This window comes from Shewanella sp. GutDb-MelDb, from assembly GCF_002836075.1.
Taxonomy (GTDB): domain Bacteria; phylum Pseudomonadota; class Gammaproteobacteria; order Enterobacterales; family Shewanellaceae; genus Shewanella.
The window spans coordinates 1-17436 of record NZ_PJBM01000135.1; the positions used below are offsets into that span (position 1 = coordinate 1).

Genomic DNA, 17436 nt, shown 5'->3' on the forward strand with positions numbered 1-17436 from the left:
AGCCGGCATGAGCCGGCTTTTTTGTGTCTGCTAGTTAGTAAAGAGTGGATTCGATTTTATTGTTAGTGTTACTAGATATCTGTCGATGCTGATGATTAATATTGGTGAATAAAGTGGTTTAAAGCTATTCAATCGCTCTGTAGACAACTATTTCTATTTTTGTGCTTCATAGGGGGAGCTTGGAGGGGGATAGGCGTTATATGTCGTTAAAGCATAAATTGAAGACATAAAAAAACGCCGCATAAAGCGGCGTTTCCCTAACGTTATCTCTATTTAGATAGATACAACGTCAAATTCGACATTTGGATTGACGTCTTGCTCATAATCTATGCCTTCAACACCGAAACCAAAGAGCTTTAAGAACTCTTCTTTATATTCACGGTAATCAGTGAGCTCAGAAAGATTTTCTGATGTCACTAGTGGCCAAAGATCGCGGCAATGTTGTTGAATTTCTTCTCTTAATTCCCAATCATCTAAACGTAAACGATTGCAATCGTCAACGTCAGCAGCACTGCCGTCGGCTTTGTAAAGGCGTTCATTGAACATGCGAGAGATTTGTTCAATACAACCCTCATGAAGGCCTTCAGCACGCATCTTCTTAAATACCATCGCAATATAAAGTGGCATTACAGGTATTGCGGAGCTAGCTTGAGTCACAACACTCTTAAGTACAGCAACGTTAGCACTACCACCAGTTGCTGAAAGCTTAGCATCAAGTGCATGAGCGGCTCTGTCTAGGTCCATTTTTGCTTTACCTAAAGCGCCGTGCCAATAGATAGGCCAAGTCAGCTCGGTACCAATATAGCTATAAGCGACGGTTTTACAACCATCGGCTAATACACCCGCTTCAGCAAGTGCATCCATCCATAATTCCCAATCTTCGCCGCCCATAACGGTGACGGTATCGGCAATTTCTTGCTCTGTTGCAGGCTCAACATTGGCCTCAATGATGATATCTTTATTAGTGTCTACGGCTGTTGCTTTATAAGGTGCACCGATAGGCTTTAATGATGAACGGATAAGCTCACCACTATCAGGTAGCTTACGCACTGGCGATGCTAGTGAGTAGACCACCATATCGATTTCACCGAGATCTTGTTTAATCAGCTCAATCGCTTTTTGCTTCGCTGCGTGGCTAAAGGCATCACAGTTTATGCTTTTAGAATATAAGCCTTCAGCTTTAGCAAATTTGTCGAATGCGGCTGAGTTATACCAACCAGCAGTACCTGGTTTTGTTTCTGAACTTGGCTTTTCAAAAAATACACCTAAGGTGGCTGCATCACTGCCAAATGCTGCTGTGATACGAGAAGAAAGACCATAACCACTTGAAGAACCTACAACCAATACCTTTTTAGGACCATTAGCAATTTTGCTTTTAGCTTTAGTAATGTTGATCTGTTCAAGTACATTGGCTTCACAACCAACAGGGTGAGTCGTTGTACAAATAAAGCCACGCGTTCTAGGTTTGATAATCATATTTTCTATTTCTCTGAAAAAATTGTATCTAGGATAAATAAACTCACATCAAATGACACTCAATTTTCGCTAATTTGAGCATTTTTGTCAGTGGTTGGAGCAGTTTACTTTTTACGAGTAAACAAACTTTGCTCCTGTATTAGTCGCTGAGTGTATTCGTGTTGAGGTGAATTAAACAGTTGCTCAGTGGTTGCTTTCTCAATGAGTTGGCCTTTTTTTAACACCATTATTTTGTCACTAACGTGACGAATAATATTCATATTATGGGACACGAAGATGTAAGAAAGCCCCATCTCTTGCTGCAATTCAAGTAACAAATTTAGAATTTGTGCTCGTACCGATAGATCGAGCGCGGTGAGCGCTTCATCAGCAATGATAATTTTGGGGTCAAGCATCAGCGCGCGTGCAACGGCAACTCGCTGTTTTTGCCCTTCAGATATCATGTGTGGATAGAAGTCTACATGCTCTGACAATAAACCGACCTTTCTTAGCTTATCAACAACTAAGGCTCGCCTTTCTTTTTCTGTTAGGTCGGTGTTGAATTTAAGCGGTTCATCGAGTAGATCGCCAATTGTTAATCTTGGATTTAACGATGTATTCGGATCTTGAAATATCATGCGGATCATACGGCAGCGCTGTTTTAAATCATGTTTCTCTAATGACTCACCTTCAAAAAAAATCTCACCGCCACTTCTAATCTCCGCACCCACAAGAATGCGAGCTATCGTGCTTTTGCCTGATCCTGTTTCGCCGACGATCGCGAGCGTTTCACCAGTGTTTAATTCAAATGAAACAGGTGATAACGCTTGATTGTATTGACGTTTGAAACGCTTATAACCAGCATAGTAGCTTTTGCTTAGGTTAGTAACTTTAAGTAGAGGTGTCGTCATTACAAGACTCATTGTGGTATGGGAAGTGACACGCAAAATAGCGATCTTTCTTATGGCATAAACTCGGTTGACTGACGCACTTTTTTTGCGCTTGCGGACAGCGTGGGCCGAGTCGACAGCCAATGGGTAAGTGTTGCAATGCGGGCGCTGAACCAGGCAAGGTTTGCATCATTGATTTATGCGCTAATTCACCTGAGTAGTCTGGTGCGTTATCGATCAAGGCTTCAGTGTATGGATGAAAGGGGCGCTTGAGCAGTTCCGCCGTCGGGCCCGACTCCATAACTTGACCGCAATAAAGAACGGTCAATTGATCGCACCAGCCTGCCAGAGTATCGAGCTCATGACTAATCAACAAAATAGAGACGTTCTGCAATTGGTTTAGCTTACTCAGTAATCTAAAGATCTGTGCTTGAGTGCTGAGTTCCATCGAATCGGTGGGTTCGTCAGCAATGAGCAACCGAGGTTGATTGGCAACCGCCATGGCAATCATGACTTTTTGACATTCACCTTCAGACAGCTCCCACGCATAACTCTCCATGACTTTTTCTGTATTCTTAATGCCGACTTTGTGTAGCCATTTCTCAGCGGTTTTTTTCTTAAATCTGCCACGTTTCCAGAAAGGTAAACTTTTATTGGTGGGCATGGCCTCAATAATTTGGCTACCGACAGATATCGCAGGATCTAGACTACTTGTTGGGTCTTGAAATATCATTGCTATCTCACTCCCCATCAAGTTTCGTCGCTGCTTAGAGGACATCTCCATCAAGTTCTGTCCATCCCACATCATGCGATCGGCAGTGACAGTCCAATTGTGACCTGGAACACCTAATATGGCTCTTGCCAACAAACTGCGTCCAGAGCCTGACTCGCCAACTAAACCATGCAGTTCGCCAGGGTTGATGGTTAAGCATACTCGTTCAAGGGCCTTGACACGGCCGCGAGGAGTGTCAAGTTCGATGGTGAGATTTCTAATATCAAGAAGAGGCATATTGTTAGTTTCTTATCGGCGATAGCGCCGACCTTAATCCATCACCGACAAGGTTAATGGCAAGTACGCTGCACAAAATAGCAACACCGGGAATGGTGACAGTCCAGGGTGCTGTCAGTATGTTATCGAGGCCTTGGGACACCATAGCTCCCCATTCAGGACTAGGGGCTTGTGCACCGAGATTAAGAAACCCTAGCGCCGCGATATCTAAAATGGCTGCTGATATCGCCAGTGTTATTTGAATAATCACGGTTTCCCAGACATTGGGCATAATAACGTACCAAAATATTTGTATCGAATTTGCACCATCAAGCTTAGCTGCCGTTACATAATCTTTTTGCAACTCTTCATGAACCGCTTGATGGATAGCTCGCACAAATTGTGGCGTTAGCGCTATCCCTACTGCCCAAAATACATTTCCCAATCCTGGCCCCATGACGGCGACAACTAAAATTGCCATCAGTAGTGACGGGATAGACAATAATGCATCAAGCAGGTGGCTCAAAATTGAAGATTTAAGGCCTTTCATCATGCCTGATATCGAGCCGATGACAAAACCGACGCTAAGGGAGGCGGTCACTATCGCCAATGCCATGCCAAATGTTAGGTGTGCTCCATGAAGCAGCCGGCTAAAAATATCTCGGCCTAAATCATCGGTTCCTAAAAAGTGTTCAACGGTACCGCTAGCATCCCAAGACGGCGGTAAAAGTAATGCTAAAGGGTCTTGTTGCTCTGGTGAAAACGGCGCAATCCAAGGGCCAAAAATAGCCAAGCCCAATAAGCAAATGACTGCCCATAGACCCATTAATGCAAAAGGGTTATCAGCAAAAGCTTGCCATAGCTTACGCATAGGCGAGGGGATATCATCTTCCTGATATATGCTAATTCGCGGCATAGATTTCTTTCCTGCTGATTGGATTGAAGGCGTTATGTAATACTTCAATGAAAATACTGAAGAAGATAATAATTAATGCCACGCTTAATACTCCCCCTTGAATCACCGTGTAGTCGCGCTGATATATGCCTGAGACTAACCAACTCCCGACACCCGGCCAGGAGAAGATGACTTCGACTATCATGGCGTAACTTGCGAATGTTCCCAGCATTAATCCCATATTTTTTAGCACAGGGATAAAGGCATTCGGCAGGGCGTGGCGTAACACTATGGTCCCTGTGTGTAGTCCACGAGCTTCAGCTGCACGTATGTAAGGCTCATTCATAATATGGAGCATTGCTGAGCGGGTGATTCTAACCACGACCGTGAACGGCAATACTGCCAGTGTGATTGCGGGTAACACAATATGCTGCATCGCATCTAGAAATGCAGATATACGGTATATTGATTGAGATAAAAGGGTGTCTATCAGCATAAAGCCTGTCACTGGCTCAATCTCATAGAGCAAGTTGATCCGGCCTGAAATAGGCAACCAACCCAGCTCGACCCCAAACCAGAGTGATAACGTTAATCCTAGCCAAAATACCGGGATAGAGTAGCCGGTAAGCGTTATCGCCATAATAGTGTGCTGGGTAATTTTGTTCTTGCTCAGAGACGCTAAAATCCCCAAAGGCACCCCAAGACACATCGCCAATATACCCGCTACGATAGCAAGCTCGAACGATGCAGGAAGGACTTGAATCAATTCATCGATAACGGGCTTTTGTGATGTAATAGAAACACCAAGGTTGCCGCTAACTCTTTGCTCTGTATAGGCCAAAAACTGACGAAATTGATTACTGTCGAGCTTATATTCACTGCGGCTCAACGCGAGTTGCTCTGCTGTTGGAGACGCTATTCCTGTCAACGCATATTGTTGTTCAACGGGGAAATGGCTGGTAGCAATGAATAAAACACCGATAAGGACCAGTGATGTGGCGAGGAATAAGTTAAGCCTTCTTAATAAATAACGACCCATTAGTGCATGTCCTCAGGGGCTATTTTCATAGTGTTCTCGAATGAAATCCCACCAAAAGGAGTGAGCTGGGTTTGTTTGATGTTTTTTTGCTTGAAGGTGAGCTTAGTTGCATGGGCAAAAGGTAACATCGGTAGCTGCTCATTAAAGAGTTTTTCTGCTTGCTGATAGAGTTTTTTTCGGTCTGACTTAATTGTAGTCGCTTTTGCTTTGGCCAATATTGCGTCCATTTCTGGATTGCACCATTGAGCTCGATTACTCGAAGAACTTTGTGCATCACAGCTTAATATGGGAGAGAAAAAGTTATCAGGGTCACTATTATCGGCATTCCAGCCTATTAGCACAGAATCATAATCCCTGCGATTAAGCTTTTGATTAAATACACTCCAGTCGTAGGTCACGATATTGACACTGACGCCAATATTGGCTAAATCGGCCTGGATCAATTCTGCCGTTTTTAATGTATTAGGATTATAAATACGTGCAACGGGCATTGCCCATACATCAATATTGAGTTTTTCGATGCCAGCTTCTTTTAGTAACGCTTTAGCTTTTTGTGGGTTGTAATCATAATGACTGCGGTTGTATCGATAAGCCCAAGATTGTGGTGGTAACATGCCAGTAGCTTCAATAGCTGTTTCTTGGTATACAGCTCGCAAAATATTTTGTTTATCAACGGCATAAGCGAGTGCTTTTCTCACTCTAACATCGTTAAAGGGGACTTTTTGGGTATTAAATGCCCAAAAAGCGACGTTAAAACCGAGTTGGGTGTCGAGCTCTAAGTGATCATGCTGCTTGATAACGGGAAGCTCACCTGCTTTAGGTAGCGCTGACACATTACAGTCGCCGGTAATCAGCTTGGTTAATCTGGCCGTACTTTTTGGTGTTATGTCAAAAACCAGATGTTCAAATTCGGGAAGTTTGCGCCAAAACTGCTCATTTCGGTGATAACGAATATATTCATTCTTGACATATTTTGTCAGTTTAAAAGGTCCGGTACCAATGGGGGAGCTATCCAATTGCTCCGGATTATGTTGCGCGAGCAGTGTATCGGCATACTCTTTGGACAAAATAACCGAGAAACCGGTCGCGAGATTGGATAGAAAGGAGGCATCGCTAACGTTTAAATGAAACACAATTTCGTCTTCAGCGACTTTTTCAATCTGCTTAATCGTTTGACTTAACCCAATACTTTGAAAGAACGGATAACCGTTTGCTGAAACACTATGGTAAGGGTTTTCGGTATCAATAATGCGGTTAAAAGAGAATAAAACATCATCGGCATTAAAGTCTCTGGTTGGAGTGAAATAATCTGTGTGGTGAAACTGGACGCCGCTGCGGAGTTTAAATCGATAAGTCAGGCCATCGTCACTGCCTTGCCAAGATATGGCTAAAGCGGGGACAATAGAGCTTGTTACTGGGTCGTAATCAACGAGCGTGTCGTACAATTGTTGTGAGGTGGCATCAATGGTGGTCCCCGATGTCACTGTTTGCGGATTAAAGCTTTCAGGATTGCCTTCTGAGCAATAGACTAAGCCTGTGGGGATCTTTTGAGGTCCACAGGCAACAAGTAACAAGTTTATCACCGATAAACAGGTTACAAGACCTATTCGCTTTAGCTGCTGTTTCATTAAGCAATCATTTTATGATCTGAACGTTAATAGGCATTTTAACAGTGCCAAGAGCTTAACAGCAATTATTTATCCAGTAAGTTGTATTTCTTTAAGATCCCGCGAAGTTGATGGTAGCTTAAACCAAGCAGTTCAGCGGTTTTTTTCTGGTTAAACTGTCCAGCTTCTAACGCTTGTGTTAGCAGACTGACTTCATTCTGTTCGCAATGGATTTTAAAATCTATTGGGAAGTTGATAGTGTCAGTTTTAACTGGCTCAGCGACAACGCTCGCTACTGGCGTATCGTGTATTTGTTGTCTCTCTTTGGTTTTAACCCGGGTTGTTGGACGATAAGGTGATGCAAACGGATCAATAGTGATATGAGTGATTGCAGTCCCTGATTCAGCGTTGCGATAAACGCTGCGTTCAACAACGTTCTTGAGTTCTCGAATATTACCTGGCCAGCGATACTCCATTAACTGCTTTACTGCGCTGGGGCTAAAGCCTTCAAATAGCTCTAACTTGAGTTGCCTGGCCATGCCAACGGCAAAATATTCTGCAAGCGTCATGATATCGTCTGGGCGATGACGTAACGGCGGCAGTGTAATAACATCAAATGCTAATCGGTCTAGTAAATCAGGTCTAAACTCCCCAGCTTCAGCTAAAGAGGGTAAATCCTCATTGGCAGCACACACTAAGCGAACATCGGTGTGAACGGTTTTGTTGCCACCGACACGTTCAAATTCACCGTATTCAATCACTCTTAATAGCTTTTCCTGAATAAGGCCTGAGGTATTGGCCAGTTCATCTAGGAATAGTGTACCGCCGTTGGCACGCTCAAATCGACCTTCGTGTTTTTTATTGGCACCAGTAAATGCACCTGCATCATGGCCAAATAGTTCACTCTCTAATAAGTTCTCACTTAATGAGGAGCAATTTAATTTAACAAAGCTTTGATCCCAACGCTTTGATAGGTAATGTAAACGCTCGGCAATTAACTCCTTGCCTGTGCCACGCTCACCAATGATCAGTACAGGCTTAGAGAGAGGGGCTACCTGCGAAATATGTTCAAGGACCTCTAACAATGCATTAGATTGTCCAATAAGATTGTCTTGCTGAAATTGATTGCTCACAGTAAGTTTTAGTCTTTAACGCTAATAATTGGTGAAAATAATAATATGATGCCCTGTTTATAAATGGAAGTAAAAGTTAAGTTTTTGGTTAAGTCATTGTATAATAGCTAAAATGTAAAGTTGGCACGAATACTGGATAGTATTTATCGAAACCAACGTTAATTAGAGGTAAATATTATGGGAATTTTTTCACGCTTTGCAGACATCATAAATTCTAACATCAGCGCATTACTTGATAAGGCTGAAGATCCAGAAAAAATGGTACGTCTGATCATCCAAGAGATGGAAGATACGCTGGTCGAGGTTCGCTCTACATCTGCAAAAGTACTTGCAGAAAAGAAAGAGATTATTCGCCGCGTCGCTAAAGTACAGCAGCAAGTACAGGACTGGGAAAGTAAAGCTGAACTGGCATTGTCTAAAGATCGTGAAGATCTTGCCAAAGCCGCTTTGATTGAAAAGCAAAAAGCGAATGAACTTGCTGAAAGCTTGGCTGCAGAATTGGTTGTAGTAGAGGAACATATTCTTCGTTTAAAAGAGGAAGTTGGTCAGCTACAAGAAAAGTTAGCTGATGCAAAAGTACGTCAAAAAACTATTATTATGCGTAAGCAAACTGCCTCTTCTCGTCTTGAGGTGAAAAAGCAGCTTGATTCAAGCAAAATTGATAACGCGATGAGTAAGTTCGAGCAATATGAGCGTCGAGTTGAAGGGTTAGAGTCACAAGTTGAAGCTTACGACCTAGGTAAAAAGAATACCTTAAGTGATGAGTTTGCAGCACTTGAAGCAGAAGACTCTGTTAATGATGAGCTCGAAGCGCTTAAAGCTAAAATGAAAGCTAGCAAGACTAAAGCAAAAGCTAAATAACAACGGATTGGAGGTGTTTTATGAACCCGGAAATTTTAATCGCACCAATTATTATTTTCTTAATTATTGTTGCGCCAATATGGCTAATACTGCACTACAGAAGTAAGCGTCAGGTTGGCCAAGGATTGACTGAAGAAGAGTTCGGTCAATTAAATGAGCTCATAAGCAAGGCTGACAAGATGTCACAACGAATTGAGACGCTTGAGGCCATCTTGGACAGCGAGGCACCACAATGGAGGGGGCGAGATGAATAAATCATCAGACTTTTCCAGCGAGGCAAATAATTTCAATTTAATCATAAAGTAAAGGGGGAAGTAGAAATGAGTGAAGGCAAAAGCAGAACTTTATATCGAATTCCTCAAACAGGTAAAATTGCTGGTGTATGTGCAGGGATTGCAGATTACTTTAATTTTGAAGTATGGCTAGTCAGAGTGGTTGCCGCCTCAATATTTTTACTTGGCGGCACAGGGATTGTGTTTATTATCTATGTATTACTTTGGATGATATTAGACATCAAACCGGGCACTGACAAAAATAAGCTTAACCACAAAGACATTGAAGTTAAGAAGAAGGTTTGGCAATCCGGTGAGCCCGCTAAGATGGCATTAAGTGATGTAAATACTCAGTTTAGAACGCTAGAGATTAGATTACAGAATTTAGAGCGACACGTAACATCTGACAACTACGATCTTAAAGATCAAATCAATAACCTATAGTTCGAACCAGGGCAGCATATACACGTATACTGCCCTAGAACTCCCTTCAACAGGTTCAATTTCTGCCTATGGCAAGTATCAAACGTTCTCTTAAACAGTTCGGTAAAAAGACCCAAGCCGTAGCGCTTCGTACTACAGACAAGCATCTACGTCTTGCTGTTACTGGCCTTGCTGGCGCAGGTAAAACGGCTTTTATCACAGGTCTGGTTAATCAACTGCTGCATTCTGGCGTCATTGAGGGCAATACACTGTTGCCGCTATGGCAAGTGGCGAGAGAGAGTCGCCTTTACGGCGTGAAGCGAGATCTGCAACCTAATTTGACTATTCCGAGTTTTAATTATGAAGGGGCAGTTAATGCCATTCTCACAGAGCCGTCATCATGGCCAACATCAACGCGTAATATCAGTGAATTAAGACTTGCGATACGCTATCGTCCAGCGAAGGGCTTATTGTCAAAATTTACTGATAGTGCCACGCTTTATCTCGACATTGTTGACTACCCCGGCGAGTGGCTACTTGACCTGCCAATGCTTAAGCAAAGCTTCCAGCAGTGGTCTGTATCGCAGGTAGCACGTACTTCAGTATTCAAGCATTCAAGTTATTACACTGGGTTTACTCAAGCGATTAATAGTATTGACCTTGCGGCAACGGCAGATGAAGCAAAGTTGCAGCAAATTACCGATTGCTATCAATTATTGCTGCAAGATTGTGTTGAACAGCATGGATTTTACTATGCCCAACCAGGGCGGTTATTGTTACCCGGCGAACTTGCTGGAACACCTGTGCTGGCACTTTTCCCCTTAATCAATGTGACGGAAGAGCAGTTCGTGATACTCGATAAAAGTGCTTCAAACAGCTTTTACCATACTTTAAAGCAGCGATACTCAGAGTATATATCGCGTGTAGTGAAGCCTTTTTACCATGATTATTTTGCCAAATTCGATCGTCAGTTGGTGTTAGTCGACTGCTTTACCCCATTAAACCGTGGAAAAGAGCAGTTTGAAGATATGAAAACCGCACTTCAGGCTGTGATGGAAAGTTTTCAATTTGGTCAATCTAGTTTATTAAAACGTTTATTTTCGCCAAAAATAGACAAGCTCCTTTTTGCTGCGAGTAAAGTTGACCATGTCACACGAGATCAACAAGGTCATGTTCTCTCTTTGCTAAGCCAACTGGTACATCAAAGTCAGCAGCAGGCTAAGTTCGAAGGCTGTGAGGTCGAGACGATGGCAATCAGTGCAATAAAGTCGACGACTCATGGCATGGTGAAACAAAATGGCCGTGACATCGAGGTGGTAAAAGGCTTAGACCTTGCAAGTCATGAGCCGGTCACCTTATTCCCTGGAGAGGTGCCTAAGGCGTTACCCTCTGCAGGTTTCTGGCAGGATCAAGGGTTTGATTTTGTCAGTTTTGCCCCCAGAGCCGCGGTTGATAAACAACTCAACAATGCCGATTTTGACCATATTCGCCTCGACCATGTATTGCAGTACTTAGTCGGTGACAAATTAAAGTGATTTCTTATGGCTACTGATAATATTTCAATAAAGAAACAACAACGTTTTGACCATATTGAAGACGATAGAGAAGCAATAATCGCGCCTTCTGCGACATTCTCTGCTGATGACGACTTTGTCGAAATTGAAGCGCTTTCTGAACAGCAATTTGAGACTAAATTGGATGAGAAATTTAACCATGTTGCGACGCTTAAGAGCGACTTGTCGTCGAAAAAATCGGGTAAACGTGCTTGGTTAGGCAAAGCGTGTTTATTGGGTGTGCTACTGATTGCTGTCGTTGAAACCGTGTTGGGTCTATATGATGCTTTTATCCAAAGTTCGTGGTTGTTTTCGCTATACGCTTTGGTCGTCACGCTAGTGGTGTCTTGGACGGTAAAAGTAAGTTTTCTGGAATGGCGTAAGCTTAAAATGCTTAAAAATGTCGAAGACACACAGGCGATAGGCATGCGACTGCTCAGCAGTATGCAGATGGGGGAGGCTGATCCATTTATTGACAAGTTGCTAAGCCAGTTGCCTAAAAATATACAAAATGAACGCTACTTGCAACAGGTGAGTGTTGAGCATAATGATGCTGAAAAGCTGACATTATTCGAAGCGACCGTATTAACCGAGCGAGATATAGTGGCAAAGAAAATCGTTAGACGTTTTGCGCAGGAGTCCGCTTTACTGCTCGCAGCAAGTCCTTTGGCGGTGCTTGATATGGCGATTATTCTGTGGCGTAATCAAAGTATGATTAATCAGTTAGCTAAGTGCTACGGGATCGAGCTTGGCTATTGGAGTCGGGTTAAACTGATCCGTGGCATTATCAGTAATATTATTTACGCAGGTACCAGTGAGATAGTGACAGATTTAGGGACTCAGCTATTGTCTGTTGAGATGTCCGGTAAGGTGTCTGCTCGACTAGGACAAGGCCTTGGCGGTGGGTTACTGACCGCCCGATTAGGCTATCAAGCCATGGCGTTGTGTCGACCACTTGAGTTTAATCAACAATCGAAACCGACGCTAAAAGGGATCCATAAAGAGCTGTTATTAGATCTAAAAGAGCTCACTTCAATGGTGCTCACTAAAACGAGTAAAGCGGAAAAGCAAACCGTATCCGGCAAATAAATGACCTTGTGCAATCTATTCGTTGATGCCTATTTGCCTTACAAACTCAGCACGTAACATTTATTTTACAAGCAATATCTTATAAATCTTTTCTAAATATTTTGTAATTACCTTGGACTAGTTCAAGGTAATTGTCTTAACCATATCCCCGCTAAGACTTGTATCTTGAGACCCAATAAAATGGGCTGGTCATGGCGAGTACATCGTTGCCAACTATGTCGTTTCAAATTTGAATTTCTGAATTGGTTGGCCCTATACAGACGAAAACAACAACAACTATTATTTTATTGCGTCTGTGTCACAAGCATGAAATAGGGAAAGAGATATGCGAGATAGTTGGCAATTGGCAACACAAGTTATCCATGCTGGACGAGAGCCAAATGAATCTGGCGCACTGGTATCACCTTTGTGTCAAAGTGCGACTTTTGTATTTGATAGTGCAGAGCAGGGTGGTGCGAGGTTTGCGGGTGAAGAAGCGGGTTATATTTATACGCGCTTAGGTAATCCTACTACCGCAGAGTTAGAGCGTAAAATTGCAGTGCTTGAAGGCAGTGATTGCGCCGCTGCAACAGCATCGGGTATGGCTGCCGTCTCCGCTGCACTATTAGCCAACCTTCAAATGGGCGATCACCTTGTTGCCTCAAATGCAGTCTATGGTTGTACGTTTGCGCTGATGAATTCGCAGCTGAAAAAGTTCGGTATCGAAGTGACCCTGGTCGATTTTTGTAACCTAGCGGAGATTGAAGCGGCAATTAAACCGAATACCAAAGTTATTTTTTGTGAGACGCCAGTTAACCCTCATCTTGAGGTGTTCGATTTGGATGCTATAGCTCGTATTGCCAAACAGTACCATTTAGTCAGTGTTGTCGATAACACCTTTATGACCCCGTTACTGCAGCAACCTATTAAGCACGGTATTGATATTGTGATCCACAGTGCCACCAAATACTTAAATGGTCATGGTGACGTTATCGCCGGTATTGTGTGTGCCAGTAGTGCGCAAATGGATGTCATTAAGTATGAAGTACTCAAAGACATTGGTGGCGTGATCTCTCCTCATGATGCTTGGCTTATTTTAAGAGGGCTTAAAACCCTGGATGTTAGAATTAACCGACATTGTGATAGTGCAGAGGTTGTTGCTCAATTTTTGGAAGACCATCCTAAAGTCTCCAAAGTGTATTATCCAGGATTGAAGAGCCATCGCGGTAATGCATTAATAGGCCGTCAAATGAAGCGCGCTGGCGGGGTGATAGCGTTTGAGCTGGACGCTGATTTACAAACATCCATCGGCTTTATTAATCAATTGGAACTGTTTTCGATTGCAGTCAGTTTGGGGGATGCAGAGTCGCTTATCCAGCATCCAGCCTCAATGACTCATTCCCCCTATACCGAAGAGCAGAGAGCCAAAGCCGGCATCACTGACAATTTACTGAGGATCTCAGTAGGCTTAGAAGCGGTAGAAGATATTATAACGGCGTTAGACGAAGGTTTAGCGGCTTTATAATTTAGATTTTTTGGACAATATAAAAGCGCTGTGAGCAAACACTTACAGCGCTTTTTGTTTATTTACAATTGAACATCACCGTTATAGTGGGACGATGTGTAGCGTTAGATATTCCAGAAAGTGTGCGCAATGATATAAAGCGCAAACATACTGATAAAGTTTATGATAACGCCTGCTCGCATCATCTCTGACTGTTTAATATAACCAGAGCCATACACGATGGCATTGGGGGGGGTCGCAACAGGAAGCATAAATGCACAAGAGGCAGCGATACCAATCAGTACAGACAGCATTACCGGTGATAGGCCAAGTGCTTCAGCGATAGCTGCAAACACTGGCACCAATAGCGCTGCGCTGGCAGTATTACTGGCAAACTCGGTTAGCATGACAACAAAGGCGATAACGGCAAAGGTAAACAATGCCATGTGTGTATTACCGAATATATCGGTTACCCAATGGGCTAGGAAAACACTGGTACCCGTTTCCTTAAGCACTGCACTTAGCGTCAAACCACCGCCAAACAATATCAATACCCCCCAATCAGTCGTTGTTTCTATCTTCTTCCACTTCACTAAGCCAAGACCTGCAAGAGTGACAACGGCAGTGAGTGCGACGACAGTATCGAACTGGCCAATGCCCCCAAGAGCTTGTGAAATAGGTTTACTGAAAATCCAGCAGCAGACTGTGGTGATGAAAATTAATAAAGTCAATTTACCTTGGAAGGTGAGTGATTGCTTTTCAGTTTTTATCTCACAAATCATAGATAGGTCGGGTTTTAAATATAAGTAAAGACCCACTAACATCAGCGGTAACATAATCGCCACGGTAATAAGCCCGAACTCAAGCCAGTCACTAAATGATAAGCCAACTTGCGCAGCCGCTATCGCGTTTGGGGGGCTACCTACCAGCGTACCAATACCACCAATGTTTGCTGAATAGGCAATACCGAGAAGCAAGAACAAGTAAGTACTTCTGTGTTTTTTGATATCTATTTGATGCAAAATCCCCAGTGCTAGCGGTAACATCATTGCAGTGGTTGCGGTGTTACTAATCCACATAGATAGCCCCGCAGTGATCCCAAATAGCATGACACAGGCTACAGATAAGCGTCCTTTTGATGCCGTTAATACCTTCTGGGCTATTAACTTATCAATTCCTTGATGATTCAAAGCGGCAGCTAAAACAAAACCACCAAAGAAAAGGTAAATAATGGGGTTGGCAAAATGACTCATCGCAGCTTTGGTTTCAAATACCCCAAAAAGTACCGCGAGGATCGGGATCATAATGGCTGTAATACTGATATGGATAGCTTCTGTCAGCCACAATATCGCCGCGAAGGTCAATAGTGCAAGACCTGTATTAACTCCCTGTTCAAATGGAAGAAAATTATACATTAGCAGCAGTAATATAATATCAGCGGCCAGTATTAACAGATTCTTTTGCTGTCCGGTTATTTTACCGCTGATCTTGTTGGGAACTTCAGTAGAGTCTATTGACATTTTAATGTCCATTATTATGGTCGATGACAACACTCTAGATGAGTAACGATTAACTTCAAAATAACTCCGGCTGTAACTCCATGACAGAATCGTACTGCTATTTAGGTGATGTAGTTCGCGATAGTGATTATATATTTGATGTTGAACGGCTATAAACGTCTGCTGCTTACGAAATAATCTATCAAAGTTAACCTTATCAAATAGCTCGGTGACTAAATTGAAAGTTTAGTGTCGTGCAGATTCTGTGATCAAGATCGCGCTGTAGAACTTTAGCGTGAGATGTTGGTCTCCTATTGGCTAATATCGTGGCTGTGATCTACATTTTGCAGGTAGCTAAGGAAAGGGATGAAGGCTACAACCTAAAGGATCACATAAGGAAATAAATCATGTATAAAAAACTACTATCCGTTTTAATGATATCAAACTTAATGTTTTTACCTGCTGTTCAGGCGGCAATCGAAAAAGTAGAGCCAGAGAGTGTTACTCAGAGTACTCAAGATCATATTCAAGTTGTGAATATCAATTCAGCTAGTGTTGAGCAGTTATCGTTATTGCGGGGCATTGGCGATTCAAAAGCTAAAGCGATTGTTGATTATCGGAAAACACATGGGAAATTTGATTCGATTAATCAATTGTCGAATGTAAAGGGCATTGGTGACAAGCTAATTGAACAAAATAAAGCCGTTCTTAGCCTGTAAGCAAGTGTGTTTTGAATTTATGTTGGTAGATAAAGCACAAATAGGCCCTCAAATGAGGGCTTTTGTTTATAGAAACAGCAATTGAACCAATACTCAGGCTTCTAATGCGATAATGACTTGATTGGAATGCATTCATAGTAGATAATGCTGCCGTTCTTGAGAGTATCTGCTCTCAACGAAATCAATGGTGACCCTAGGGTCCCCTCGCAATGATAACTTGTGAACTCGGCCAGACCTGGAAGGGAGCAACCGCAGCAAGTGACTCATGTGCCGAGGTGTGGCTCTGGGGAAACCTCCAATCTCCCAGTAAACCATTCTTTTATTACACTAATTTCAGTAAATCAAAAGCTTAGCTCAGAATGACCTCAGGTGATACACTTGGTGGTACACTCTATGAGTAAAAGTAAATCTGTTTCATCCCCTTATTTGTTCCAATCTCGTCATGGCATCTGGTATGCGCGAATAGTCGTACCTGAAGAGCAACGCTCAATTCTAGGTAAGCGCGAAATTAGAAAGTCATTAGCTACCAAAGATAGATTGGAAGCTCCACGTAAGTCATGGAAAGTGCTGACTCAATTAAGAAGTGTTGCCGATGATAATGCTGATAATGGTGATGTCCAAGTCATTGATTCTACTATTACTACTAATATAGTCGATACTCCTCATAAATCCTCTCGTCTAACCCAAGTTATAGAAGAGTTTTGCCAAGAGAAATTGGAACAAGGTGCTTGGTCACCACACACTGAGCAAGTAAATCGTCAGGTGTTTAAAGCTATGATTAAATTGACTGGTGACCTTAGGCTTATACCTCCCTGTATACCTGATAGATACTGATGGAAGCGTTATGCTTCGCAGTAGAGCTGCTTGATAAGATTAAAAGCTGTAACTATTTAAGGCCAAGAGATTATGGGCAACAAAGGCTACATTAAGCCAGTAGAGTCCCATCACTAGTCCTGCAGAACTTAACAAGGGTGGTTTAGTCTTTGCCCCCCATATTTAGTTGGTCATAAGGTACAGGTTTAGAAAAATAATAACCTTGCAGTAAATCGACACCTTTCTCTGATAAGAAGTCGACCTGAGCTTGAGTCTCAACACCTTCTGCAATTATGGTTAGCTCAAGTGATTTTGCCATATCAATGATGGCATTAAGGACGCTAATTTTTAAATCCGCTTGACCGATAATATCGATGAACATTTTGTCTATTTTGATGCTATCAATATTAAAGTGAAGGAAGTAGTTAAACCCACCATAACCGGTACCAGCATCGTCTAGTTTAATTTGATATCCACATGATTGAAGTCGTCCTAGGTTATGCTTAGCGGCTTCTTCATCATTAAACTTTTGACGTTCTGTTATCTCGAACGCTGCAACAAACCCTTGGTATCCAGTAAAGATTAACAACAGTTTATCAATAAATTCATTACTTTCGATTTGTGATGCTGTGAGATTAAAAGCACAAAAAAACGAGGGAGATAATTGATGAGTGCTTTGGCTATGGTGAGTAAAATCGTCTTTGGCTTTTTGAATCA

General features: G+C 42.5%; 17 protein-coding genes and 1 other RNA gene. 9 read left to right on the top strand and 9 right to left on the bottom strand.

The window, feature by feature from the left end; translation table 11 throughout:
* Positions 1-273: 273 nt before the first annotated feature.
* The 7 genes from fabV to pspF form a co-directional block, all read right to left on the bottom strand.
* Positions 274-1476 (bottom strand): enoyl-ACP reductase FabV, encoded by a 1203-nt coding sequence (gene fabV, locus CXF82_RS05415; RefSeq protein ID WP_102043786.1) that lies wholly within the window; start codon positions 1474-1476, stop codon positions 274-276.
* Positions 1477-1580: 104 nt separating this feature from the next.
* Positions 1581-2366 carry an ATP-binding cassette domain-containing protein gene (locus CXF82_RS05420; RefSeq protein WP_101093590.1) on the bottom strand — a complete coding sequence of 262 codons (786 nt, stop codon included), beginning with the start codon at positions 2364-2366 and terminating at the stop codon, positions 1581-1583.
* Positions 2347-3354: a peptide ABC transporter ATP-binding protein gene (locus CXF82_RS05425; protein WP_101093589.1), complete on the bottom strand. Its 1008-nt coding sequence runs from the start codon at positions 3352-3354 to the stop codon at positions 2347-2349. Before CXF82_RS05425 ends, CXF82_RS05420 begins: the two co-directional genes overlap by 20 nt.
* Before the next feature lie 4 nt (positions 3355-3358).
* The gene (locus tag CXF82_RS05430) at positions 3359-4249 is read right to left on the bottom strand and encodes an ABC transporter permease subunit (protein ID WP_101093588.1); all 891 of its coding nucleotides are present in this window, start codon (positions 4247-4249) and stop codon (positions 3359-3361) included.
* Positions 4236-5267 carry an ABC transporter permease gene (locus tag CXF82_RS05435; RefSeq protein ID WP_101093587.1) on the bottom strand — a complete coding sequence of 344 codons (1032 nt, stop codon included), beginning with the start codon at positions 5265-5267 and terminating at the stop codon, positions 4236-4238. Before CXF82_RS05435 ends, CXF82_RS05430 begins: the two co-directional genes overlap by 14 nt.
* A complete protein-coding gene (locus CXF82_RS05440) occupies positions 5267-6895 on the bottom strand; it encodes an ABC transporter substrate-binding protein (RefSeq protein ID WP_101093586.1) in 1629 nt (542 codons plus the stop codon). The genes CXF82_RS05435 and CXF82_RS05440 overlap by 1 nt, the downstream gene beginning before the upstream one ends.
* Before the next feature lie 65 nt (positions 6896-6960).
* Positions 6961-8007 carry a phage shock protein operon transcriptional activator gene (gene pspF, locus CXF82_RS05445; RefSeq protein ID WP_102039648.1) on the bottom strand — a complete coding sequence of 349 codons (1047 nt, stop codon included), beginning with the start codon at positions 8005-8007 and terminating at the stop codon, positions 6961-6963.
* 177 nt (positions 8008-8184) lie between these two features.
* Here pspF and pspA point away from each other — a divergent pair, with 177 nt between their 5' ends.
* The 6 genes from pspA (at position 8185) to CXF82_RS05475 (ending at position 13709) form a co-directional block, all read left to right on the top strand.
* Positions 8185-8868: a phage shock protein PspA gene (pspA, locus tag CXF82_RS05450; protein WP_101093584.1), complete on the top strand. Its 684-nt coding sequence runs from the start codon at positions 8185-8187 to the stop codon at positions 8866-8868.
* A gap of 20 nt (positions 8869-8888) precedes the next feature.
* Positions 8889-9122 carry an envelope stress response membrane protein PspB gene (gene pspB, locus CXF82_RS05455; protein ID WP_101093583.1) on the top strand — a complete coding sequence of 78 codons (234 nt, stop codon included), beginning with the start codon at positions 8889-8891 and terminating at the stop codon, positions 9120-9122.
* Between the two features lie 66 nt (positions 9123-9188).
* Positions 9189-9584: an envelope stress response membrane protein PspC gene (gene pspC, locus CXF82_RS05460; RefSeq protein ID WP_101093582.1), complete on the top strand. Its 396-nt coding sequence runs from the start codon at positions 9189-9191 to the stop codon at positions 9582-9584.
* 68 nt (positions 9585-9652) lie between these two features.
* Positions 9653-11098, top strand: a complete 1446-nt coding sequence (locus CXF82_RS05465) for a YcjX family GTP-binding protein (protein WP_101093581.1) — start codon at positions 9653-9655, stop codon at positions 11096-11098.
* Positions 11099-11104: 6 nt separating this feature from the next.
* Complete coding sequence (locus CXF82_RS05470) at positions 11105-12205, top strand: TIGR01620 family protein (RefSeq protein ID WP_102039647.1); 1101 nt, start codon at positions 11105-11107, stop codon at positions 12203-12205.
* Between the two features lie 325 nt (positions 12206-12530).
* Positions 12531-13709 (top strand): trans-sulfuration enzyme family protein, encoded by a 1179-nt coding sequence (locus tag CXF82_RS05475; protein WP_101093579.1) that lies wholly within the window; start codon positions 12531-12533, stop codon positions 13707-13709.
* A gap of 104 nt (positions 13710-13813) precedes the next feature.
* On the opposite strand, the gene CXF82_RS05480 is transcribed toward CXF82_RS05475, so the two are convergent.
* The gene (locus tag CXF82_RS05480; protein WP_101093578.1) at positions 13814-15208 is read right to left on the bottom strand and encodes an SLC13 family permease; all 1395 of its coding nucleotides are present in this window, start codon (positions 15206-15208) and stop codon (positions 13814-13816) included.
* A 386-nt stretch (positions 15209-15594) separates the two neighbouring features.
* On the opposite strand from CXF82_RS05480, the gene CXF82_RS05485 reads away from it, so the two are divergent.
* From CXF82_RS05485 to CXF82_RS05495, 3 genes are all read left to right on the top strand, one after another.
* Positions 15595-15906 carry a ComEA family DNA-binding protein gene (locus CXF82_RS05485; RefSeq protein ID WP_102043787.1) on the top strand — a complete coding sequence of 104 codons (312 nt, stop codon included), beginning with the start codon at positions 15595-15597 and terminating at the stop codon, positions 15904-15906.
* 193 nt (positions 15907-16099) lie between these two features.
* Positions 16100-16196, top strand: an RNA gene (gene ffs, locus CXF82_RS05490) — signal recognition particle sRNA small type.
* Between the two features lie 103 nt (positions 16197-16299).
* The gene (locus CXF82_RS05495) at positions 16300-16740 is read left to right on the top strand and encodes a DUF6538 domain-containing protein (protein WP_102043788.1); all 441 of its coding nucleotides are present in this window, start codon (positions 16300-16302) and stop codon (positions 16738-16740) included.
* A gap of 142 nt (positions 16741-16882) precedes the next feature.
* Here the strand turns inward: CXF82_RS05495 and CXF82_RS05500 are convergent.
* Positions 16883-17436: EAL domain-containing protein (locus tag CXF82_RS05500; RefSeq protein WP_145991657.1), on the bottom strand; the 554-nt coding region annotated here is incomplete at its 5' end.